Raw genomic sequence first — 22,270 nt, forward strand, 5'->3', positions numbered from 1 at the left:
GCCCGCCCGCACGGTCCCGGCGCGCGCCCGCGCGGGCCGGGCCGGACGATGGGCCGCGGCGCAGGCGGCGGCGAAGGCCGGGGCCAGGGCGGGAAGCGGGCGCCGGGCGCGCTGCTCCCGGCGGGCTCGGGCCGATTGCTGCCGCAGGGGCGCACGGCAGGAAAGACGCGGGGGCGGACGGGCCCGCGGGCCCGCCCGCCCCGACGGCGGCGGACGCGTCAGGCGTCGCCGCCCGCGACGCCCGGGTCGGCCGCCGCCACGTCCAGCAGCCGGTACCGGTCGATCGCCTGCTTCAGCGCCGAGCGGTCGACCTTGCCCTCCCGCGCCAGCTCGGTCAACACCGCCACCACGATCGACTGCGCGTCGATGTGGAAGAAGCGCCGGGCCGCCCCGCGGGTGTCCGCGAACCCGAACCCGTCGGCGCCCAGCGACTGGTACGTCCCCGGCACCCATCGCGCGATCTGGTCCGGCACCGACCGCATCCAGTCGGACACGGCCACGAACGGCCCCTGGGCGCCGGACAGCTTCCGCGTCACGTACGGCACCCGCTGCTCCTCCTCCGGGTGCAGCAGGTTGTACTCCTCGCAGGCCACGGCCTCGCGCCGCAGCTCGTTCCACGAGGTCGCCGACCACACGTCGGCCCGGACGTTCCACTCCTCGGCGAGGATCCGCTGCGCCTCGACGGCCCACGGCACCGCGACGCCGGACGCCATGATCTGCGCCGGGACCGCGCCGGCCGTGCCCTCGCTGAACCGGTAGACGCCCTTGAGGATGCCCTCGACGTCCACCCCGGCGGGCTCGGCCGGGTGCTGGATCGGCTCGTTGTAGACGGTCAGGTAGTAGAAGACGTCCTCGCCGTGCGGATGCTCCTCGGAGCCGCCGTACATCCGCCGCAGCCCGTCCTGGACGATGTGCGCGATCTCGTAGCCGAAGGCGGGGTCGTACGCCACGCAGGCCGGGTTGGCCGAGGCCAGCAGCTGGGAGTGGCCGTCCGCGTGCTGCAACCCCTCACCGGTCAGGGTCGTCCGGCCGGCGGTCGCGCCCAGGACGAAACCGCGCGCCAGCTGGTCGGCCATCTGCCAGAACTGGTCGCCGGTGCGCTGGAAACCGAACATCGAGTAGAAGACGTAGACCGGGACGAGCGGCTCGCCGTGGGTGGCGTACGCCGAGCCCGCGGCGATCAGGGAGGCCGTGCAGCCGGCCTCCGAGATGCCGTCGTGCAGCATCTGCCCGTCCGGCGCCTCCTTGTAGGCGAGCAGCAGGTCGCGGTCCACCGCCTCGTACTGCTGGCCCAGCGGGTTGTAGATCTTCGCGCTCGGGAAGAAGGAGTCCATGCCGAACGTGCGGTACTCGTCCGGCGCGATCAGCACGAACCGCCTGCCGATCTCCTTGTCCCGCATGAGGTCCTTGAGCAGGCGCACAAAGGCCATGGTCGTCGCGATGGACTGCTGGCCCGAGCCCTTCTTCACGCTCGCGTACGTCTTGTCGCCGGGCAGGGGCAGCGGCTTCGACCGCACCACGCGCGTCGGCACGTACCCGCCGAGGCTCTTGCGGCGGTCGTGCATGTACTGGATCTCCTCCGAGTCCCGGCCCGGGTGGTAGTACGGCGGCGCGCCGGACTCCAGCTCCCGGTCGGAGATCGGCAGGTGCAGCCGGTCGCGGAAGCGCTTGAGGTCGTCGACCGTCAGCTTCTTCATCTGGTGCGTGGCGTTGCGGCCCTCGAAGTTCGGGCCCAGCGTCCAGCCCTTGACCGTCTTGGCCAGGACGACCGTCGGCTGGCCCTTGTGCTCCACGGCCGCCTTGTACGCCGCGTAGATCTTGCGGTGGTCGTGACCGCCGCGGCCCAGGTGCAGGATCTGGTCGTCGGTCAGGTGCTCGACCATCGCGCGCAGCCGGTGGTCGTCGCCGAAGAAGTGCTCGCGGATGTACGCGCCGGACTCGGTGGCGTACGTCTGGAACTGCCCGTCCGGGGTGGTGTTCATCCTGTCGACCAGGATGCCGTCGCGGTCCTGCGCGAGCAGCGGGTCCCAGGTGCGGTCCCAGATCAGCTTGATCACGTTCCAGCCGGCGCCCCGGAAGACCGACTCCAGCTCCTGGATGATCTTGCCGTTGCCGCGCACCGGGCCGTCGAGGCGCTGGAGGTTGCAGTTGACGACGAAGGTGAGGTTGTCCAGGCCCTCGCGGGCGGCCAGGGTGAGCTGGCCCAGCGACTCCGGCTCGTCCATCTCGCCGTCGCCGAGGAACGCCCACACGTGCGACCTGGAGGTGTCGGCGATCCCGCGCGCGTGCAGGTAGCGGTTCATCCGCGCCTGGTAGATCGCGCCGATCGGGCCGAGACCCATCGACACGGTCGGGAACTCCCAGAAGTCCGGCATCAGCCGCGGGTGCGGGTACGACGACAGCCCGTACGGCGACTTCGACCGCTCCTGCCGGAAGCCGTCCAGGTGCCGCTCGGTGAGCCGGTCCAGCAGGAACGCGCGGGCGTAGATGCCCGGCGAGGCGTGCCCCTGGAAGAAGACCTGGTCGCCGCCGTCGCCCTCGTCCTTGCCGCGGAAGAAGTGGTTGAAGCCCACGTCGTACAGCGAGGCGGAGGAGGCGAACGTGGCGATGTGCCCGCCGACCCCGATGCCGGGCCGCTGCGCGCGCGAGACCATCACCGCCGCGTTCCAGCGCGTGGCGTTGAGGATCCTGCGCTCGATCTCCTCGTTGCCCGGGAAGAACGGCTCGCTCCTGGTGGGGATGGTGTTGACGTAGTCCGTGCTGCGCATCTCGGGCACGGCCACGCGCTTCTCGCGCGCCCGCTCGATCAGCCGCAGCATCAGATAACGGGCCCGCTCCCGGCCGCGCGCGTCGACCGCGGCGTCGAGGGAGTCGAGCCACTCCTGGGTCTCCTCGGGATCGAAGTCAGGAACCTGACTCGGAAGGCCGCCAATGATGATCGGGTTGCGATCGGATCCGGAAGCCACGCTGTTCCTTACCTGTCGGAGGGCTGTCGGTGGGGGAATGCGCCGAACGGGACGGACCGGGGGACGCGGGGACGGTCGGGGACGCGGGGGATGCGGGCGGTCTCGTACGCCTGTGCCGCTCCCCATCGTGTACCTCGGGAGCCCGGACGTCATCTCTACCCGGAGGTAACGGCCGGCGTATCCGCGTAGAGTTCCCCGGAGGGTTCCCAAACGTGCAAAGCGGGCAGAAAGGTGTGGTGTATGTCACCCCCTGCTGGGATGCTGTGCCTGGAGTTGCGGTGACACGGCCGGGATCGTCACCGTTTCGGCGGTCTGGACGGCCGGGTACTTGCGCGATCCGCCCCGCCCGTGTGGACTACGGCCAATGCTTCGCGCACGCGCGTGGCTGAGATATTCCCAAGACATGATCAGGAGGCAACCCGTGAGCGCGACCGCGGACCACGCGGAGGAGCGGACGAACCCTGCCGCCAGGCTGGGGTTCCAGCCCGGGCAGGTGGTCCAGGAGATCGGCTACGACGACGACGTCGATCAGGAGCTCCGCGAGGCCATCGAGGAAGTCATCGAGGGCGACCTGATGGACGAGGACTACGACGACGTGGCCGACGCCGTTGTGCTGTGGTTCCGTGACGACGACGGCGACCTGACGGATGCGCTGGTGGATGCCACCACGTACATCGAGGAGGGCGGCGCGATCCTGCTCCTCACGCCGAAGACCGGCCGTGCGGGGTACGTGGAGCCGAGCGACATCTCGGAAGCCGCCACGACGGCAGGGCTGACGGCGTCCAAGAGCGTCAGCGTGGGCAAGGACTGGAGCGGCAGCCGGCTGGCGACGCCGAAGGCCGCCAAGTCCAAGCGGTGACCGTCCGGCGGGGGCGCCGTCCCCGCCCGTACCGGCCCGCGGGGCCCTCGTCGCCCGGCTCCGGACGGGCCGGGCACGCCCGGCCCGTCCGGGGTCCCGCGGTGCTCGCTGCGTAGGGTGGTGCCATCCGAACAGCCCACCGAAAGGGAAAGCAGGACGATGGCGATCCAGGTCGGCGAGAAGGCCCCCGACTTCGAGCTCAGGGACAACCACGGCGCGACCGTGCGGCTGTCCGACTTCCGCGGCGAGAAGAACGTGGTGCTGCTCTTCTACCCCTTCGCGTTCACCGGCGTCTGCACCGGTGAGCTCTGCGAGCTGCGTGACAACCTGCCGCAGTTCTCCGCCCGCGACACCCAGGTGCTCGCCGTCTCCAACGACTCCGTCCACACCCTGCGCGTCTTCGGCGAGCAGGAGGGCCTGGAGTACCCGCTGCTGTCCGACTTCTGGCCGCACGGCAACGTCTCGCGCGCCTACGGCGTCTTCGACGAGGACAAGGGTTGCGCCGTGCGCGGGACCTTCATCATCGACAAGGAGGGCGTCGTGCGGTGGACCGTCGTCAACGGCCTGCCGGACGCGCGCGACCTCGGCGAGTACGTGAAGGCGCTCGACGCCCTGTGATGCCGTCCGGCACCCCTTGAGCCGTCGGCTCCAGGGCCTGCGGGGGGCGGGAACCCGTCACTAGGATCGACTCGTTGATCCGACATCCGACGCACTACGGGGCTTCCCGCCCCCGGACATCAATGGAGGACTCGTGGGAGTCAGCCTCAGCAAGGGCGGCAACGTATCGCTGACCAAGGAGGCCCCGGGCCTGACCGCGGTCATCGTCGGTCTGGGGTGGGACGTCCGCACCACGACCGGCACCGACTTCGACCTCGACGCCAGCGCGCTGCTGCTGAACAACTCCGGCAAGGTCATCAGCGACCAGCACTTCATCTTCTTCAACAACCTCAAGAGCCCCGACGGCTCCGTCGAGCACACCGGCGACAACCTCACCGGCGAGGGCGAGGGCGACGACGAGCAGATCAAGGTCGATCTCGCCGCGGTCCCGGCCGAGATCGACAAGATCGTCTTCCCGGTCTCGATCTACGACGCCGAGAACCGCCAGCAGTCCTTCGGCCAGGTGCGCAACGCGTTCATCCGCGTCGTCAACCAGGCCGGCGGCGCCGAGATCGCCCGGTACGACCTGAGCGAGGACGCCTCCACGGAGACCGCCATGGTCTTCGGCGAGCTGTACCGGCACGGCGCGGAGTGGAAGTTCCGCGCCATCGGCCAGGGCTACGCCTCGGGTCTGCGCGGCATCGCGCAGGACTTCGGCGTGAACGTCTGAGTCCCGTCGGCTCCACCGTCCGGCGCCGCACGGTTTGCGTGCGGCGCCGGACGCGCAGAAAGCCAGAGAAGCATCACCCAGGGGAGGGATCAGCACCATGGGCGTCACGCTCGCCAAGGGAGGCAACGTCTCCCTGTCCAAGGCCGCACCGGACCTCACGCAGGTGATGATCGGGCTCGGCTGGGACGCGCGCTCCACCACCGGAGCCCCCTTCGACCTCGACGCCAGCGCCCTGGTGTGCGGCGGCGGCCGGGTGCTCGGCGACGAGTGGTTCGTCTTCTACAACCAGCTCAGGAGCCCGGACGGCTCCGTCGAGCACACCGGCGACAACCTCACCGGTGAGGGCGACGGCGACGACGAGTCCATCCTGGTCGACCTCTCCCGGGTGCCCGACCGGTGCGACCGGATCGTCTTCCCGGTCTCCATCCACCTCGCCGACGAACGCGGCCAGACCTTCGGTCAGGTCAGCAACGCCTTCATCCGCGTGGTGAACCAGGCCGACGGCCGGGAACTCGCCCGGTACGACCTGAGCGAGGACGCCTCCACGGAAACCGCCATGATCTTCGGCGAGGTCTACCGCCACCGCGGCGAGTGGAAGTTCCGAGCCGTGGGACAGGGGTACGCGTCGGGACTGCGAGGCATCGCTCTAGACTTCGGAGTCAACGTTTCGTAAAGCCGGGTACAGCGCGGGGGAGAACCTCTCTCAGACTTCGTCTGGGGGTGCCCCCAACAAGGGATTGGGTTGCCAGTGGTTCTGAAAACCTTCGGCTGGTCGTTCGCGGTCACCGCGCTCGGCCTCGTCGCGGCGGTCTTCTACGGGGGGTGGACCGCCTTCGGCATCGTGGCGATCCTGTCCATCCTCGAGATCTCGCTGTCGTTCGACAATGCGGTGGTCAACGCCGGGATCCTGAAGAAGATGAGCGCCTTCTGGCAGAAGATCTTCCTCACGATCGGCATCCTGATCGCCGTCTTCGGCATGCGCCTGGTCTTCCCGGTCGTGATCGTCGCGATCAGCGCCCAGCTCGGCCCGATCGAGGCCGTCGACCTGGCGCTGACCGACAAGGACCGCTACCAGGAACTGGTCACCGACGCCCACCCGGCGATCGCCGCCTTCGGCGGCATGTTCCTGCTGATGATCTTCCTGGACTTCCTCTTCGAGGACCGGGAGATCAAGTGGCTGACCTGGCTGGAGCGGCCGCTGGCCAAGCTCGGCAGGGTCGACATGCTGTCGGTGTGCATCGCGCTGATCGTCCTGCTGATCTCGTCGCTGACCTTCGCCACCCACGCCCACCAGCACGGCGGCGCGCACGTGGACAAGGCGGAGACGGTCCTGCTGGCCGGCATCGCGGGCCTGGTCACCTACCTGATCGTCGGCGGCCTGTCCGGCTTCTTCGAGGACAAGCTCGAAGAGGAGGAGGAGCGCGAGCACGAGGCCGAGGAGGAGGCCGCGCGCACCGGCAAGCCCAAGTCGGCGGTCGTCCTGGCGGGCAAGGCCGCGTTCTTCATGTTCCTCTACCTGGAGGTCCTGGACGCGTCCTTCTCCTTCGACGGCGTGATCGGCGCCTTCGCCATCACCAACGACATCGTCCTGATGGCCCTCGGCCTGGGCATCGGCGCCATGTACGTCCGGTCGCTGACCGTCTACCTGGTCCGCCAGGGCACCCTGGACGACTACGTCTACCTGGAGCACGGCGCGCACTACGCCATCGGCGCCCTCGCCCTGATCCTGCTGGTCACCATCCAGTACGAGATCAACGAGATCATCACCGGCCTGATCGGCGTCGTCCTGATCGGCGCCTCCTTCTGGTCCTCCGTCCTGCGCAACCGCCGGCTCGCGGCGGCCGGGGGAGGGTCCGGCTCGGACGAGAAGACCGAGGTCTCCTCCGGCGTGTGACACGCGCGCACACCCGGGCCCGGTACGCGCCCGCGGCGCCCGCCGCCGCGGGTGTGAACCGGGCCCGGGTGAGGAACGCTCTGGGCGGGGCGGCGTCGAGGACGACTCCTCGGTGCCGCCCCGCCGGTCGTCCAGGGCCGCGGGTCCGCCCGACCCGCGGCCCTCAACGTGAACGTGGGGGCGGGAATGGGCTTCTTGGACGGACTCCGGCGCGGACGCGGGACCGACTTCGACACGGGCAGCGCGGCCGGCAACGCCATCGAACTGACCAAACGGCACGACCGGGTCTCGCTGACCAAGCAGAGCGCCGCCACCGGTCATCTGCGGATCAACCTGACCTGGCGGATGCGGACCTCCGACATCGGCGCCGCCCGGCGCGAGAGCCTGCTGCGGCACCCCCTCCGGGCGCTGAAGCCGCCGCAGGTCATGGGCCACACCCAGAGCGTGGTCAACGTCGATCTCGACCTGGGCTGCCTGTACGAGCTGCAGGACGGCACCAAGGGGGTCGTCCAGCCGCTCGGCGGCTACTTCGGCGACGTCAACTCCCCGCCGTACGTCAAGCTCAGCGGCGACGACCGGTTCGGCTCGGGGTCCGGGGAGACGATGTACGTCAACCTCGACCACCGCGAGGACATCAAGCGGCTGCTGGTCTTCGCCTACATCTACGACCAGACGCCGGCCTTCGACCGGGCCCACGCGATCGTCACGCTGTACCCCAGCAACGGGCCGCGCATCGAGATAGGCCTGGACGAGCGGCACCCGCAGGCGCGGTCCTGCGCCGTGGTGATGATCGAGAACGTGAAGGGGGAGATCGTCGTCCGGCGCGAGGTGAAGTTCGTGTACGGGTTCCAGGCCGAGCTGGACCGGCTGTACGGATGGGGCCTGCAGTGGGGGAGGGGCTACAAGACCAAGGTGGAGCGGTGACCGGCGCCGCCGTGGCCGCCGGCCCCCCGCCCCGTCAGCGCCCGAGGAACTGCGGTCCCTGCGGCGGCAGCCGGAAGTCGGGATCCGGCACCACGGTGGCCGGCTGCGGATACCCGTACCCGGGCCGCGCCGTGGCGGCCGCCGGGGGGTAGCCGTACGCGGGCGGGCTCGTCGGGTGCGGGTAGCCGTACGCCGGCTGGGTCGCCGGGGGCTGCTGCGGATAGCCGTACGCCGGCTGGGACGGCTGGGCCGGGACCACCGCGGTCGGCTGCTCCGGCGGCAGCGGCTGGGAGACCTCGGACGCCGGCTGCGGTGACGTGGACTCCTCCTGCGCGGCCGCCGACTCGTCCACCGAGATGCCGAAGTCGGTCGCCAGGCCCTTCAGCCCGTTGGTGTAGCCCTCGCCCAGCGCCCGGAACTTCCAGCCCTCCCCGCGCCGGTACAGCTCCCCGCAGATCAGCGCGGTCTCCTCGCCCGTCTCCGGCTTGACGTCGAAGTAGGCGAGCGGCTCGGCGTCGGCGGCGGACGCGTCGTACAGCAGGATGCGCAGGGCGCTCACGCGGTCGAAGGTGACGCCGTCCGCCGAGGCGACCAGCAGGACCCGGCCGACTTCGGACTCGACACCGGCCAGGTCTGTCTGGATCGTGTCGGTGAGGCCCTCGGCGACCCGCTTCTTGCCGAGCCGCCAGACCTTCCCGGAGGGGTGCCGGGGCTGGTTGTAGAAGACGAAGTCCTCGTCGGAGCGCACACGGCCGTCGGGGCCCAGGAGCAGCGCCGAGGCGTCGACGTCCGGGACCCCCTGCCCGGGCGTCCAGCGCAGCACGGCGCGCACCGTCGTGGCTTCCAGCGGGACGTTCGACCCCTTCAGCATCGCGTGCGTCATGCGGTCATCCTGCCCTCTCGGTCCTGGCCACGACAACGCGGGGGGGCGAGGTTCCGGGCCGCGGGCCGAAGGGGCCGGCGGTTGCCGTCGACACAGCCGGGTTACCTGGAATTCATGCCCGACGGGAACCCCTGACATGCGCTTCTACGTACTATTACCGGCCACCTTTCGACAGCCCACCGGCCGCCCAGGCAGTACAGGGGAGCTTTATGCGTCATTTCGGGCACCTCGCCCCTGAGGTGCGGCAGCGCCTCTTCCACCGGGAACCGGGCGAGTTCACCGCGGACTCGCCGGCCCGGCTGCTGTCCGCGGCCCTCGGAGCCACCCTCTACAGCCCGGCCACCCGGCCGCGGCTCGCCGACGACGTCGTCAAGCAGGCCGGACGCGGCGTGGTCTCGATGGTGCTGTGCCTGGAGGACTCGATAGACGACGCGGACGTCGTGGCCGGCGAGGAGAACCTCGTCCGGCAGTTCGCCGACCTCGACGCGCGGGCCGGCGCCGACCTGCCGCTGCTGTTCGTCCGGGTCCGCACCCCCGAGCAGATCCCCGACCTGGTACGACGCCTCGGCCCCACCGTGCGGCTGCTGTCCGGATTCGTCCTGCCGAAGTTCACCGAGGAACGCGGCATGCCCTTCCTGGAGGCGCTGGCCGGCGCCGAGACCGACAGCGGGCGGCGGCTCTTCGCCATGCCCGTGCTGGAGTCGCCGGAGCTGCTCTACCGGGAGTCCCGCGTGGCGACCCTGGAGGGCATCTACCGCGCGGTCGACAAGTACCGCGACCGCGTGCTCGCGCTGCGCCTGGGCGTGACCGACTTCTGCTCCTCCTACGGCCTGCGCCGGGGCCCCGACATGACGGCGTACGACGTCCAGATCGTCGCCTCCGTGATCGCCGACGTGGTCAACATGCTCGGGCGGGCCGACGGCACCGGCTTCACGGTGACCGGGCCGGTGTGGGAGTACTTCCGGGTCCAGGAGCGCATGTTCAAGCCGCAGCTGCGGCAGAGCCCCTTCCTGGAGGTGCAGGCGGCCGAGCTGCGCCAGAAGCTGATCGAGCACGCCATGGACGGCCTGCTGCGGGAGATCTCCCTGGACCACGCCAACGGCCTGCTGGGCAAGACCTGCATCCACCCCTCGCACGTCCCGGCGGTGCACGCCCTGTCGGTGGTCAGCCACGAGGAGTACAGCGACGCCCAGGACATCCTGCGGCCCGAACGCGGCGGCGGAGGGGTGCTCAGGTCGGCGTACACGAACAAGATGAACGAGGTGAAGCCGCACCGCGCCTGGGCCGAGCGGACGCTGCTGCGCGCCGAGGCCTTCGGCGTGGCGAACCAGGACGTCGGCTTCGTGGAGCTGCTCGCCGCCGGCCTGCCCGACTGAACACAGGGAATTCATGAACGACGTACTGGACCACGCGCCGGACGAGGCGACGCACGACGGCGGGGACGAGGGAGCGCGGACCGGGACGCCGGGCGGCGTCTGGACGGGCAGCTGGGTCGCGGAGCGGCTCGGCGTCGAGCTGGCCGGCGACGGCCGGCTGACCGAGCTGCTGGGGCTCGCGCTGCGCCGCAACCCCAAGCGGGCCCATCTGCTCGTCTCGAACGTGCTCGGCAAGCACGTCCCGCAGTCGCCGGCCGTGGTGTACGGCCACGGCGTCGCCCTCGGCCGGCGCGTACGCGACCTGCTGGGCGAGGAGGAGGCCGGCGCGGCGGTCGTCCTCGGCTACGCGGAGACCGCCACCGGCCTCGGCCACTCGGTCGCCGACGGCCTGGGCACGGCCCCCTACCTGCACTCCACCCGCCGCCCGGTCGCCGGGGTGCCGCGGGCGGGCGGCTTCGAGGAGTCCCACTCGCACGCCACCTCGCACCTGCTGCTGCCCGAGGACCCGGCGCTGCTGGCCGGTCCCGGACCGCTGGTCCTGGTCGACGACGAGTTCTCCACCGGCAACACGGTCCTGAACACCGTCCGCGCCCTGCACGCGCGCTATCCGAGGCGCCGGTACGTGGTCGTCGCCCTGGTCGACATGCGCTCCCCCGAGGACGCGGGCCGGCTGGAGGAGTTCGCGCGGGAGATCGGCGCGCGGGTGGACCTGGTCACGGCGGCCTCCGGCACCGTGCGCCTGCCCGACGGCGTGCTGGAGAAGGGGCGGGAGCTCGTCACCCGGTTCGAGGGCACCGCCCCCGGGGCGCGCCGGGCCGACGCCGGCCCGCGCCCGCCCGCCGGCCCCGTCACCCGGGTCGATCTGCGCTGGCCCGCGGGCCTGCCCGACGGCGGCCGGCACGGCTTCACCGAAGCCCACCGCGCCCGCCTGGAAGCCGCCCTCCCCGACATGGCCGCCCGCCTGGAAGCCGCCCTCCCCGGCGACGCGCGCCGCGTCCTGGTCCTCGGCTTCGAGGAGCTGATGTACGCCCCGCTGCGGCTCGCCCACGCGCTGGAGCAGGCCGTGGACGCCGAGGTGCGCTACTCCACCACCACCCGCTCGCCCGTCCTCGCCGTCGACGACCCCGGCTACGCGATACGCACCCGCCTGGTCTTCCCGGCGCACGACGACCCGGCCGACGGCCCCGGCGAGCGCTACGCCTACAACGTCGCGGGCGCCGGCTTCGACGCCGTCGTCGCCGTCGTCGACTCGGCCGCCGACACCCCCGCGCTGCACGCCCCCGACGGCCTGCTCGCCCGGCTCGCCGCGCACATCCCGCACGTCCTGCTCGCGGTCGTACCGAGTTACGTCCCCGCGGCCGCGCACGCCCCCGAAAGGCCCCCGATGCTGCCCGAGCCCCTCCGCGGCCCCGCCTTCTCCTCGTACGCCCCCGAGGAGGTCGGCTGGCTGCTGCAGGACCTCTCGGACGTGACGCTGGAGGCGCCCACCGAGGAGCGCGAGGAGGCCATCCAGCGCGGCGGCGCCCACTACGCGGAGTCGCTGCCGGTGGAGTACCAGCCCGGCGAGCAGTACCAGGAACTGTTCCGCACCGCGCTGGAGGAGTCCGCGGCGCGGCTCGCGCAGGCCGTCGGCGCCGTCACCGAGCTGGTGCTCGCCGAGCGCTCGCCCCGGCCCGTCCTGGTCTCCCTGGCCCGCGCGGGCACCCCGGTCGGCATCCTGATGCGCCGCTGGGCCCGCTTCCGGCACGGCCTGGACCTGCCGCACTACGCCGTCTCCATCGTCCGCGGCCGCGGCATCGACGCCAACGCGCTGCGCTGGCTGGCCGCCCACCACGACCCCGCCGACGTCGTCTTCGTCGACGGCTGGACCGGCAAGGGCGCCATCACCCGGGAACTCGCCGACGCGCTGCGCGCCTTCGAGGCCTCCGACGGCGTCACCGGCTTCGACCCGGAGATCGCGGTCCTGGCCGACCCCGGCTCCTGCGTCCGCACCTACGGCACCCGCGAGGACTACCTCATCCCCTCCGCCTGCCTCAACTCCACCGTCTCCGGCCTGGTCTCGCGGACCGTGCTGCGGGCGGACCTGGTCGGCCCGCACGACTACCACGGCGCCAAGTTCTACCGCGAACTCGCCGGCTCCGACGTGTCCGTCGCCTTCCTCGACGCGGTCTCCGCCCGCTTCCCGGAGGTCGTGGACGCGGTCGGCGCCCGGGTCGAGGACCTGCTCGCCGCCGACCGCACCCCGACCTGGGAGGGCTGGAAGGCGGTGGAGCGGATCAGCGAGGAGTACGGCATCCACGACGTCAACCTCGTCAAGCCCGGCGTCGGCGAGACCACGCGGGTGCTGCTGCGCCGCGTCCCCTGGAAGGTGCTGGCCCGGGCCGGGGCGGGCCGCGACCTGGACCACGTGCGCCTGCTGGCCGGGCAGCGGGGCGTGCCGGTGGAGGAGGTCGCGGACCTGCCGTACACCTGCGTGGGCCTGATCCACCCCCGGTTCACGCGGGGCGCGACCGGCGCCGACGGCAGGGCGGTGACGGTCTGATGCCGGTGCTCGTCGCCAGCGACCTCGACCGCACCCTCGTCTACTCCGCCGCGGCCCTGGCGCTGACCATGCCCGACGCGCGGGCGCCCCGGCTGCTGTGCGTGGAGGTCCACGAGAGCAAGCCGCTGTCCTACCTGACGGAGACGGCGGCCGGGCTCCTCGCCGACCTCGGCGACGCGGCGGTGTTCGTGCCGACGACCACCCGGACCCGCGCGCAGTACCAGCGCATCAACCTGCCGGGCCCGCCGCCGAAGTACGCGATCTGCGCCAACGGCGGCCACCTGCTGGTGGACGGCGTGACCGACCCCGGCTGGCACGCGCGGGTGACGGCCCGGCTGGCCGACGAGTGCGCGCCGCTGAGCGAGGTGAGCGAGCACCTGATGCGGGCCGGCGACCCGGCCTGGGTGCGCAAGCACCGCATCGCCGAGGACCTGTTCGTGTACCTGGTCGTCGAGCGGGAACTGCTGCCCGGGGACTGGGTGGAGGAGCTCGCGGCGTGGGCGGCCCGCCGCGGCTGGACCGTGTCGCTGCAGGGCCGCAAGGTCTACGCCGTGCCCGGGCCGCTCACCAAGAGCGCGGCCGTGCGCGAGGTCGCCCGCCGCACCGGCGCCGAACTGACCCTCGCCGCCGGCGACTCCCTCCTCGACGCCGACCTGCTGCTCGCCGCCGACCGGGGCTGGCGGCCCGGCCACGGCGAGCTGGCCGACGCCGGCTGGACGGCGCCCGCGGTCAGCGCGCTTCCCGAGCGGGGTGTGCTGGCCGGGGAGCGCATTCTGCGCGAGTTCCTGCGGGCGGCGCGCTCGCCCCGGTGACGCCGGGCCGCCGGGGGCGTGCGTCGGCGCGTCCCCGGCGGCGCCGGCCGACCCCCGGCCGCAGCAGCCGCATGCCGAGGAACGCCAGCACCGCCAGGGCGGCCACGACGAGGACCACCTTCGAGTACGCGGAGACGATCCGGGTGACCTCGGGCCAGTTGTCGCCCAGCGCGTACCCCGCCAGCACGAACACCGTGTTCCAGATCGCGCTGCCCAGCGTCGTCAGGCCGAGGAACACCGGAAGGCGCATGCGTTCGACGCCGGCCGGCACCGAGATCAGGCTGCGGAAGACCGGGATCATCCGGCCGAGGAACACCGCCTTCGTGCCGTGCCGCAGGAACCACGCCTCCGTCTTCTCGATGTCGGCCGCCTTCACCAGCGGCAGCCGGGACGCGATCGCCACGGTGCGGTCGCGGCCGAGCAGCGCGCCGATCCCGTACAGGGCGAGCGCGCCGGTCACCGAACCCGCCGTCGTCCACAGCAGGACGGCGAGCAGGCTCATCCGGCCGCCGCTCGCCGCGAACCCGGCGAGCGGCAGGATCACCTCGCTCGGCAGGGGCGGGAAGAGGTTCTCCAGGGCGATGGCGATGCCGGCACCCGGCGCGCCCAGCGCGTCCATGAGCCCGTTGACCCACTCCGGTGCGGCACCGGCGCCGGCGGCCGCGGGCGCTGCGATGGCTGTCATGCCGGCCAGGGTAGGGAAGCGGAGCTGAAGGGAGCCTGAACCGGCGGCCGGGCGTCAGCCGCAGCAGCCTCCGCCGCAGCAGCCGCCCCCGCCGCCGGACGGGGGCGCCGGGGCGGCGGAGGTGCCGCCGACGGCGACCGTCGACAGCAGCTTCACGGTGTCGTCGTGGCCCGCGGGGCAGTTCGCGGGGGCGGCGGACTCGGCCATGGGGCGGCTCAGTTCGAAGGTGTCGCCGCAGGTACGGCAGCGGTATTCGTAACGAGGCATGGGCACAGGTTAACCGGCGTCCGGCCCGTGCCCCGGGGCGAACGGCGGGGCCGGTCCGGTGGCGGGCGGAGCCGTGCCCGGCGGCGTCAGCGGCCGGCGCCGCGTTCCTCGCGGATCCGGGCGACCACCCGGGCCACCGCCTGCCGCACCGCCTCCGTCTCCGCCAGGAAGTGCCAGTAGTCGGGGTGGCGGTCCTCCAGGGTGGTGACGGCCCGGTCCAGGCGGGCCACCGCGTCGTCGAGGGGGCGGGCGTGGCGGGGGTCGGGGGTGGTGCGGCCGGCCATGGCCAGGCGCTGGGCGTCGCGGATGGTGAAGCGGGTGCGGTCGATCTCCTGCCGCGGGTCCTTCTGCACGGCGTTCAGCCGCCGCAGCCGGTCACCGGCGGCCGAGACGGCCTCGTCGGTCGCGTCGAGCAGGGCCCGCACCGTGGACAGCAGCGCCGTCGCGTCGGGCCAGCGCTGCTCGTCCCGCGCGGTCCGCGCCTCGCGCAGCTTCAGCTCGGCCTGCCGGACGGTCTCGGCGGCCTGCTCCGGCACGTGCTGCAGGTCCTGCCAGCACGCCAGCGCGAACCGGCGGCGCAGTTCGCTCAGCACCGGCTCGACCTGGCCGGTGCGCGTGGTGAGGGCCTCGACGCGGGTGCGCAGCGAGACCAGCCGGCGGTCGATCTCGGCGGCCCGCTCGGGCAGCCGTTCGGCTTCGGCGCGCACGGCCTGGGCCTCCCGCGCGACCCGGTCGGCCCGCTCCAGCGTCCGGGGCACGCCGTGCTGCCCGGCGCCCTGGTTCAGCTTGGTCAGCTCGGGGGCGAGGGCGGCGAGCCGGGCGGCGAGGTCGTCCGCCCGCAGCCCGGAGCCGCGTACGGCGTCGAGGGCCTCGGAGGCGGCGAGCAGCGACTGCCGGGCCCGTTCGACGGCGGGCGCGAGCCGGGCCAGCTGGGTCTCGGCCTTGCCGAGCAGCGGGCCGAGACCCTCGGCGAAGCGGTCCAGGTCCCGTTTGACCCGGACGAGTCCGTCCGTGGCGGCGGTCAGCCGGTCGCGGGCCCGGGCGGCGGCCGCGGCCTCCAGGTCGTCGCGGTCGAGGTCGTGGGCGTCGACGGCGTCGATGTACGCGCGGCTGGCCTCGTCGATGCGCCCGCCGAGCGCCTCGAAGTCGGCCACCGCGCGCCGGGCCGCGGGGGAGTCGTCGACGGCGCCGATGGTCTCGATCGAGATCCGCAGGTCGCGCTGGGCGGTGTCGAGTTCGTAGAAGGCGGCCGCCGCCGCGTCCTTGGCGGCCTGCGCCGCGGCGCGCCGGCTCTCGGCCCGTCCGCCGAACCAGCGCCGGGTGCCGCCGCCGGCGAACGCGGCGGGCAGCGCGAGGACGGCGACCAGCGGCAGGCCCAGCAGGGCGAGCGCGTCCCGCACCGCACCGGGCGTCCGGCGCCGGTGTCCGGGGCGCCGTGCCGGGGCGTGGCCGCCGGCCGGCGGCCGGCGCGGTGGGCGGGGCGCGCACGGCACCCTCGGCGTACACGGCTGCGATGGGGTCGCCGTCACATCCCTCTCCCGTGTCGTCCGCCCTGCCCGGAATCATTCTCCCACCGGTGAAGGACGAACACACGGGCCGGCCAGTTCGCCGTCCGGACCGTGACGTCGCCGTCGCCGGTGCGGCCGGTCGCCACGGGGAGCCGGTGCCGTCCCGGGGCACGGACGCCCCGACCGTGCCGTCGCCGGTCCCGGCCGTCGCCCGCGCGGATGCGCGGCGCGCCCCCGAAGCCGCGGGTCCGGGCGGCCGGCGAGGCTCTTCGACCGTACGGACCCGCCTCGCCCCCGGAGCGTGCGGACCGGTGTGCGGGGACGGGTTTGCGGGGCAGCGCCCCGGGCAAGGTAGGCTGTCGAATCGTTCTCGGGTGCGTAGCTCAGGGGTAGAGCGCCTGCCTTACAAGCAGGATGTCGGCGGTTCGAAACCGTCCGCGCCCACCGGGACCGACCGCGAAGACGCCCCGGGCCGACGAGGCCCGGGGCGTCTTCGCGTCAGGAGCCCGCGCGCGGTCACGAACGGCGTGACCGGCGCCGCCGCCCGCGGGGCGGTCCCTGGCTAGGCCCGGCCGGCCTCCTCGGAGTCCTCGGGCGGGGTTTCGTGGACGTGCTTCAGCCGGGACCGGGCGTGCATACGGTCGGGGCCGGTGAGCTCCGACCAGTAGCGGTGGGTGCTGACGAAGACGGCGAGCTCGCGCTCCCGCTGCCGCAGCTTCTCCACTTCCGCCTGCTCGTCCGCCGACCAGCCGGGGGAGGCGGGGCGCTCCACCTTGCGCCAGCCGTTGTCGTCGCTGAAGCCGTCCATGGGCTCGACGGACCAGGGGAGCCGCTTCAGCAGGGCCGACAACTCGGCCCGGACCTGGTGCAGTTCCTCCTGACCGGCGAGGAGGTCACTCGGAAAGTCATAGGTCGCAGCCACGACCCGATGATACGCCTGTTCGATTTCGGGATGCGCGTTCCTCCGGGGGTTCGCACGGACGTGCCGGCCGTCCACCGGCGCCCGTCCGCGCCGCCGGCACCGCCTCGCTCCCGGCCGGTCGTCCCCGGATCCCGATGCGGCCGGACCCGCGTCGACCGATCGGCCCGTGGCGCGGGGCGGTTCGGGCTACAGTCCGGGCAACGGACGAGAAGGGGGGAACCGTGGCCAAGATCGACATCGGCCTGGACGCCGATCTGGTGGTGGAGGTGATGGTCCTGTCGGGGATCGGTTCGCCGCAGGACGCCGTCGAGGCGGTCGTACGTGACTACATAGCCCGCGGCCACCGCACGGAGGCCCGGGTCGGGCTCAGGGACGAGGGCTTGCGCGAGACCGACGCCGAGCCGCGGGACGTGCAGGGCTGACCGGGCCGGGCCGCCGGGATGCCGGATTCTCCGGCGGGCGGCGGCGGCCGGGGTGAGACTGGGACCATGTGCCGCAGCATCAAGACGCTCCGTCCGCCCGTGCTGGCCGAGGAGGCCACCGGGGAGGAGATCCGGGCCGCCGCCCTGCAGTACGTGCGGAAGGTGTCCGGGTTCCGGGCCCCGGCCGCGCACAACCGGGAGGTCTTCGACCGCGCGGTGGAGGCGGTCGCGGAGGCCACGGCCGAACTGCTGGCCGGGCTGGAGGTGCGGGGCGCGGGCGCGCGGGGAGCGGCGGGGCGGCGGACGGCGGGTGACGGGTAGCGGGCAGCGGACGACGGAGGCCGCCGGCGCGGCCGCCCGGGCCGCTACGGCGTCTTCGCCTGCCGCGGCCGCCTGCGCATCAGGTACGCCGCCCCCGCGCCCGCGCCGAACAGCGCCGCCAGGGACACCCCGGCCGCCAGCCACGTCGTGCCCAGCCACTGGCCGCCGAAGTAGCCGAGGGTGACGCTGTAGGCCGCCCAGGACAGACCGGCCAGGGCGGACCAGGGGAGGAAGTCGCGGGCGCGGCGGTGGGCGGCGCCGGCGACGAGGGAGACGACCGAGCGCCCGGCCGGCGCGAAACGGGCCAGGACGACCAGGGCGCCGCCCCCGGCGGCGAGCGCCGCGCCGAGACGTTCCTGCGCCGTGGCCAGACGCCGGGAGCGGGCTATCGCGCGGTCCAGCCGCGGACCGCCGCGCCAGGCGAGGCGGTAGGCCACCAGATCGCCCAGCAAGGAGGCGGTGGCGGCGCAGAGGGTCAGCGCCAGGACGTCGGGGACGTCCCGCGGGACCTGCCCGGCCGCCGCGCCCGAGCCCGCGGCGGCCGCCGCGGCGGCCATGATCGCCAGGGCGCCGCTCGGCAGCATCGGCAGGAACACGTCGAGGAGGACGGAGAGGGCCACCAGCGCGTAGATCCAGGGCGCGTAGATCCATGAGCCGCCGGCCGGCGGCCCCGCGTTCCCGAGACTTTCCAGCACCGTGACTCCCCCTGCTCCCCCGTGGACCGCGGACCGTGCCGCGACGCACGAGGGACGGCAGGGGCGGCCGATGACAGCCGTACAGCGTACGCCCGGGGTGCGACAGCGCGATCACGGGGCTTCCGGGCCGGTGCGGCGCCCCCGGCCGTGACCCGTGACGCGCGGGGCGGCGGGACGCCCGCGCCCGGCCGCCGCCCGGCGCCGTCCGGCGGGGCCGCCCCGGGCGCGGGCGGGAACGACGGTGCCCTCCCCGCGGGGGGGGGAGGAGGGCACCGAACCGGCCGGAGCCGGGGGAATCAGGCCGCCACCGGCGCCTGCTCCGCGGTCCGCCCCTCCTGCGCCGACGTGCGCCTGGCCAGCAGCCGGTCCAGGCCGAAGGCGCCGGAGCCGGTGAAGACCAGCAGGAACATGGCCCAGCAGTACAGGGCCGCTCCCTCGCCGTTGTTCTCGATCGGCCACAGGGCCTCGGGCTGGTGGACCTTGAAGTACGCGTAGGCCATGGCGCCGGACGAGACGAACGCCGCGGCGCGGGTGCCGAGGCCGAGCAGCACCAGGCCGCCGCCGACCAGCTCGATGACGGCCGCGTACCAGTTGGGCCAGGCGCCGGTTTCGGCCGTGCCGCCGGTGCCGTCCACGCCGCCGAGGACGCCGAAGAGCGAGACGGCGCCGTGGCAGGCGAAGAGCAGGCCGATGACGATCCGGAACAGGCCGAGGGCATAGGGCTGGGCGCTGTTGAGACGCGCGGTCATGTGGGGGTCTCCTTCGGTCGGCCGGTCGGGAGGGGACCGGTCCGGGGACGTAACCGAGTGGAGACCTCAGGTTAGGGGTGCCTAATTCTGCTTGCAACTTCAACATTTGGCCAATGATTCACGTCCGGCTCCGTCGTCACTTCCGTCACCGCCGCACGTGGCGCCGCTTTCGCCACCAAGCTCGCGCCCGAAAGAGTGACCGAATTCACACCTCGGCCGGGTGTCGGCCGCGGCGGTCCGCCCGGGCCGGCCCGGCGCACGCCCCGACGGGCCCACCGCGGACGGACCGCCCTGTTCCGGCGCGGCCCCGAGCGTCTGCCGGGCGCACGGCCGCCGCGCCACGCCGACCGGCACGGCCGCGGGCTCGCGCGCCGTCGCCGTCCGTCGCAGGGGTTCGCCGGGTGGGCTCGCGCGCCGTCGTCGTCCGTCGTGGGGGTTCGCCGGGCGGGCTCCCCTCCGCCGCTACCCGTCGCGGAGGCTCATCGGGAGAGTTCCCGCTCCGTCACCGTCCGCAGTCGCGGGCGTCCGTCGCGCACCGCCCGCGCCTCCTCCAGGCGCAGCCGGGCCGCGCGTCCGCGCAGGACCAGCGTCATGAGCTGGTTGCCGAACCAGGGGCCGCCGGTCCTGCGCCAGCGGACCGGCGGGCGCGACAGGCGGCCGTGCCGGGCCAGGCCCCGGCCCAGGACCCGCGCCGCGGCGGTCCAGCCGGCCCGGAAGGCCAGCCGGATCGACAGGGGCACCGAGTTGTGGACGGGGGAGCAGACGAGCTGCACCACCCGGGCGTCGGGCCCGCGCTCCGGCCAGGAGGGCTCGGCCAGGTAGGCGTGGTGCACGTCGCCCGACAGCACGCACACGGTCGCCGGCGCGTCCGGTCCCGAACCGGCCTCCGCGACCAGCTCGGCCAGTTCGGCGAAGGAGTCGGGGAACGCCGCCCAGTGCTCCAGGTCGGCCCCTCGCCGCACCTTCTCCCCGAGCCGCGCCCAGCGGGCGCCCCGCTCGCCCCGGCACAGCGCCGCGTTCCATCCCTCGGCGTCGTGCACCAGGTGCGGCAGCAGCCACGGCAGCGAGGTGCCGATGAGCAGGTGGTCGTACGTCTCGCGCCCGTCCAGCACCTGCTCGCGGACCCAGGCGGCCTCGCCCGGGTCGAGCATCGCGCGGCGGCCCTCGTCCAGGACGCGGGCCGCCCGGCTGTCCACCATCACCAGCCGTACGCGGCCGAAGTCGCGCCGGTAGCTCCAGCGCGCCGTGGTCGCGTCGGCGTCGGCCCGGGCGGCGAAGGCGTGCAGCACGTCCGTGCCGTCGGAGGCCTCCCGGACCGCCGCGTACACCGGGTCGGCCGCCAGCTCGCCCGGCGACAGGTTCCCCAGGTGCTGGTACACCCAGTACGACATCAGGCCGCTCAGCAGCCGCTTCCGCCACCAGGGCGTGGCGCGCATGTCGGTCAGCCAGGCGGCGGAGGTGTTCCAGTCGTCGATCACGTCGTGGTCGTCGAAGATCATGCAGCTGGGCACGGTGGACAGCAGCCAGCGGATCGAGGGGTCGAGCCACGACTCGTAGTAGAGGTGGGTGTACTCCTCGTAGTCCGCGACCCCGCTGCCCGGCGGTTCCTCCAGGTTCCGGCGGGCCGCCAGCCAGCGGCGGGTCGCGTCGGAGGTCTCGTCGGCGTACACCTGGTCACCGAGCAGCAGCAGGACGTCGGGCCGCTCGCCCTCCGGGTCCGCCGCGACACGGGTGGCCAGCGCGTCCAGGGCGTCCGGGCCGACCGGGTCGCTGCCGTCGGCCGGCGGCGCGGCCCAGCGGCAGGAGCCGAAGGCGACGCGGACGTCGCCGTCGTCGTCGCCGGGGAGCGTGCGGATGGCCGACGGCGGGAAGGGCGAGTCGGGCAGCGGCCACACGCGCGTGCCGTCGAGGAGGACCTCGTACGCCGTCGTCGTGCCCGGGGTCAGGCCGCCGACCTGGACCAGGGCGTAGTGGTGGTCCGCGACCCGGAAGGTGCGGGCCGCGCCGTGGGCGCCGTCGGCGCAGCGCACCTCGGCCGTGCAGGGACGGCTCGTCTCGACCCACACGGTCGCGGACGAGCCGTCGGTGTACCTCAGCAGTGGTCCCAGGCGCAGTCCGGCCATGGTGATGCCTCCTCCGTCGCCCCGTACGGTACGGAACGACGGAGACCGGCGGCGGGGTTCCCCGCGGCACGCACGCCGGCGGCTCGCGGGGGGCGGGTCAGCAGCTCGCGAGGTGGTTCTGGAGCGCGGACTTCTCGGCGGAGTCGACGGACAGGCCGTAGTAGTACTTCACCTGGACCCAGGCGCGGACGTAGGTGCAGCGGTAGGCGGTGCGCGACGGCATCCAGGTGGCCGGGTCCTGGTCGCCCTTGGCCTGGTTGACGTTGTCGGTGACCGCGATGAGCTGGGGACGGGTCAGGTCGTTGGCGAAGGCCTGGCGGCGGGAGGTGGTCCAGCCGTCGGCGCCGGAGTCCCAGGCCTCGGCGAGCGGGACGAGGTGGTCGATGTCGAGGTCGGAGGCGGCGGTCCAGGTCGCGCCGTCGTACGGGGAGTACCAGCTGCCGCTGACGGCGGCGCAGGCGGAGTCCTGGACGACGTTCGTGCCGTCGCGCTCGAGGACGACCTCGCGGGTGTTGCAGGCGCCGGACTGGGTGATCCAGTGCGGGAACAGGTCGCGGTCGTAGCCGGTGCGGTCCTCGGCGGCCACGGTGAGGGAGGCGAGGTAGCCGCGGGCGGTGGCGGCGCTGACCGGGGTGGGGAGAGCGGCGGCGGCGGTCGGGCCGTTGAACAGCGCGACGGAGGCCATGAACCCGGTGAGCGCCGCGAGTATGCTGACCCGTCGACGCGCGTAGAACTTCGGCATGCGAACTCCCTTGTCGGATGCGGGTGTTGGAGAGCGAGCGAGGGAATGCTCGCCACGCCGCGTTGCGCGCGGATGTGCGTCCGGTGAGAAGCTAGTGACGTGCGCATGACACGTCCATGGTCGTGACGACGTTTTCGGCCCGGCCCGGCCCGGCCCGGCCCCGCTCCAGGCCCTCGGCCCCGCTCCCGGTCCCGCCTCCGCCCCCGGCCTCGCCCCCGCCTCGCTCCCCGGTCTCGCCCGGGCGTTCGCGTAC

The 22,270-nt window shown here is 73.5% G+C and carries 21 protein-coding genes and 1 tRNA gene; 12 read left to right on the forward strand and 10 right to left on the reverse strand.

Annotated elements, in window-relative coordinates:
• Window positions 1-218 precede the first annotated feature (218 nt).
• The gene (gene aceE, locus ABD363_RS28565; RefSeq protein WP_344608693.1) at window positions 219-2,966 is read right to left on the reverse strand and encodes a pyruvate dehydrogenase (acetyl-transferring), homodimeric type; all 2,748 of its coding nucleotides are present in this window, start codon (window positions 2,964-2,966) and stop codon (window positions 219-221) included.
• A gap of 421 nt (window positions 2,967-3,387) precedes the next feature.
• On the opposite strand from aceE, the gene ABD363_RS28570 reads away from it, so the two are divergent.
• From ABD363_RS28570 to ABD363_RS28595, 6 genes are all read left to right on the forward strand, one after another.
• Window positions 3,388-3,825: a DUF3052 domain-containing protein gene (locus tag ABD363_RS28570; protein ID WP_344608695.1), complete on the forward strand. Its 438-nt coding sequence runs from the start codon at window positions 3,388-3,390 to the stop codon at window positions 3,823-3,825.
• Window positions 3,826-3,984: 159 nt separating this feature from the next.
• Window positions 3,985-4,443, forward strand: coding sequence for a peroxiredoxin (locus tag ABD363_RS28575; protein WP_344608697.1), 459 nt, complete (start codon window positions 3,985-3,987; stop codon window positions 4,441-4,443).
• A gap of 133 nt (window positions 4,444-4,576) precedes the next feature.
• Complete coding sequence (locus tag ABD363_RS28580; protein ID WP_344608699.1) at window positions 4,577-5,152, forward strand: TerD family protein; 576 nt, start codon at window positions 4,577-4,579, stop codon at window positions 5,150-5,152.
• Window positions 5,153-5,249: 97 nt separating this feature from the next.
• Entirely contained in the window at window positions 5,250-5,825 is a 576-nt protein-coding gene (locus tag ABD363_RS28585; RefSeq protein WP_344608701.1) for a TerD family protein, read from the forward strand.
• Window positions 5,826-5,900: 75 nt separating this feature from the next.
• Window positions 5,901-7,046 (forward strand): DUF475 domain-containing protein, encoded by a 1,146-nt coding sequence (locus ABD363_RS28590; protein WP_344608703.1) that lies wholly within the window; start codon window positions 5,901-5,903, stop codon window positions 7,044-7,046.
• 186 nt (window positions 7,047-7,232) lie between these two features.
• Entirely contained in the window at window positions 7,233-7,970 is a 738-nt protein-coding gene (locus ABD363_RS28595) for a TerD family protein (RefSeq protein ID WP_344608705.1), read from the forward strand.
• A gap of 34 nt (window positions 7,971-8,004) precedes the next feature.
• Here ABD363_RS28595 and ABD363_RS28600 read toward each other — a convergent pair whose 3' ends face one another.
• On the reverse strand, window positions 8,005-8,853 hold the full coding sequence (locus ABD363_RS28600; protein ID WP_344608707.1) for a TerD family protein: 849 nt from the start codon (window positions 8,851-8,853) through the stop codon (window positions 8,005-8,007).
• Between the two features lie 209 nt (window positions 8,854-9,062).
• Between ABD363_RS28600 and ABD363_RS28605 the strand changes: the two genes are divergently transcribed.
• The 3 genes from ABD363_RS28605 to ABD363_RS28615 are packed head-to-tail and all read left to right on the forward strand — an operon-like array spanning window position 9,063 to window position 13,583.
• On the forward strand, window positions 9,063-10,229 hold the full coding sequence (locus tag ABD363_RS28605; protein WP_344608709.1) for an HpcH/HpaI aldolase/citrate lyase family protein: 1,167 nt from the start codon (window positions 9,063-9,065) through the stop codon (window positions 10,227-10,229).
• Window positions 10,230-10,242: 13 nt separating this feature from the next.
• Window positions 10,243-12,771 carry a phosphoribosyltransferase gene (locus ABD363_RS28610; RefSeq protein ID WP_344608711.1) on the forward strand — a complete coding sequence of 843 codons (2,529 nt, stop codon included), beginning with the start codon at window positions 10,243-10,245 and terminating at the stop codon, window positions 12,769-12,771.
• Complete coding sequence (locus tag ABD363_RS28615) at window positions 12,771-13,583, forward strand: HAD family hydrolase (RefSeq protein ID WP_344608713.1); 813 nt, start codon at window positions 12,771-12,773, stop codon at window positions 13,581-13,583. Before ABD363_RS28610 ends, ABD363_RS28615 begins: the two co-directional genes overlap by 1 nt.
• Here ABD363_RS28615 and ABD363_RS28620 read toward each other — a convergent pair.
• The 3 genes from ABD363_RS28620 to ABD363_RS28630 all read right to left on the reverse strand — a co-directional run bounded on the left by ABD363_RS28620 (window position 13,501) and on the right by ABD363_RS28630 (window position 16,064).
• Window positions 13,501-14,268, reverse strand: coding sequence for a DedA family protein (locus tag ABD363_RS28620; RefSeq protein WP_344608715.1), 768 nt, complete (start codon window positions 14,266-14,268; stop codon window positions 13,501-13,503). The two genes, ABD363_RS28615 and ABD363_RS28620, sit on opposite strands and share 83 nt — an antisense overlap.
• A gap of 54 nt (window positions 14,269-14,322) precedes the next feature.
• A complete protein-coding gene (locus tag ABD363_RS28625; RefSeq protein ID WP_344608717.1) occupies window positions 14,323-14,535 on the reverse strand; it encodes an FmdB family zinc ribbon protein in 213 nt (70 codons plus the stop codon).
• Window positions 14,536-14,621: 86 nt separating this feature from the next.
• Window positions 14,622-16,064, reverse strand: a complete 1,443-nt coding sequence (locus tag ABD363_RS28630; protein ID WP_344608719.1) for a hypothetical protein — start codon at window positions 16,062-16,064, stop codon at window positions 14,622-14,624.
• Between the two features lie 351 nt (window positions 16,065-16,415).
• Between ABD363_RS28630 and ABD363_RS28635 the strand changes: the two genes are divergently transcribed.
• Window positions 16,416-16,487 (forward strand) — tRNA-Val (locus ABD363_RS28635).
• 118 nt (window positions 16,488-16,605) lie between these two features.
• Here the strand turns inward: ABD363_RS28635 and ABD363_RS28640 are convergent.
• On the reverse strand, window positions 16,606-16,965 hold the full coding sequence (locus tag ABD363_RS28640) for a hypothetical protein (protein ID WP_344608721.1): 360 nt from the start codon (window positions 16,963-16,965) through the stop codon (window positions 16,606-16,608).
• Between the two features lie 221 nt (window positions 16,966-17,186).
• Between ABD363_RS28640 and ABD363_RS28645 the strand changes: the two genes are divergently transcribed.
• Together ABD363_RS28645 and ABD363_RS28650 are read left to right on the forward strand one after the other, a co-directional pair.
• On the forward strand, window positions 17,187-17,387 hold the full coding sequence (locus ABD363_RS28645) for a DUF2191 domain-containing protein (RefSeq protein WP_344608723.1): 201 nt from the start codon (window positions 17,187-17,189) through the stop codon (window positions 17,385-17,387).
• Between the two features lie 66 nt (window positions 17,388-17,453).
• Window positions 17,454-17,708, forward strand: a complete 255-nt coding sequence (locus ABD363_RS28650; protein WP_344608725.1) for a DUF2277 domain-containing protein — start codon at window positions 17,454-17,456, stop codon at window positions 17,706-17,708.
• A 44-nt stretch (window positions 17,709-17,752) separates the two neighbouring features.
• On the opposite strand, the gene ABD363_RS28655 is transcribed toward ABD363_RS28650, so the two are convergent.
• The 4 genes from ABD363_RS28655 to ABD363_RS28670 form a co-directional block, all read right to left on the reverse strand.
• Complete coding sequence (locus ABD363_RS28655; RefSeq protein ID WP_344608727.1) at window positions 17,753-18,403, reverse strand: DedA family protein; 651 nt, start codon at window positions 18,401-18,403, stop codon at window positions 17,753-17,755.
• Between the two features lie 296 nt (window positions 18,404-18,699).
• Window positions 18,700-19,152: a DoxX family protein gene (locus tag ABD363_RS28660; protein ID WP_344608729.1), complete on the reverse strand. Its 453-nt coding sequence runs from the start codon at window positions 19,150-19,152 to the stop codon at window positions 18,700-18,702.
• A 479-nt stretch (window positions 19,153-19,631) separates the two neighbouring features.
• Window positions 19,632-21,275, reverse strand: coding sequence for an alkaline phosphatase D family protein (locus tag ABD363_RS28665; protein WP_344608731.1), 1,644 nt, complete (start codon window positions 21,273-21,275; stop codon window positions 19,632-19,634).
• 97 nt (window positions 21,276-21,372) lie between these two features.
• Window positions 21,373-22,017: an HNH endonuclease family protein gene (locus tag ABD363_RS28670; protein WP_344608733.1), complete on the reverse strand. Its 645-nt coding sequence runs from the start codon at window positions 22,015-22,017 to the stop codon at window positions 21,373-21,375.
• Window positions 22,018-22,270 lie beyond the last annotated feature (253 nt).

Source organism: Streptomyces glaucus (assembly GCF_039533365.1).
Taxonomy (GTDB): Bacteria; Actinomycetota; Actinomycetes; order Streptomycetales; family Streptomycetaceae; genus Streptomyces; species Streptomyces glaucus.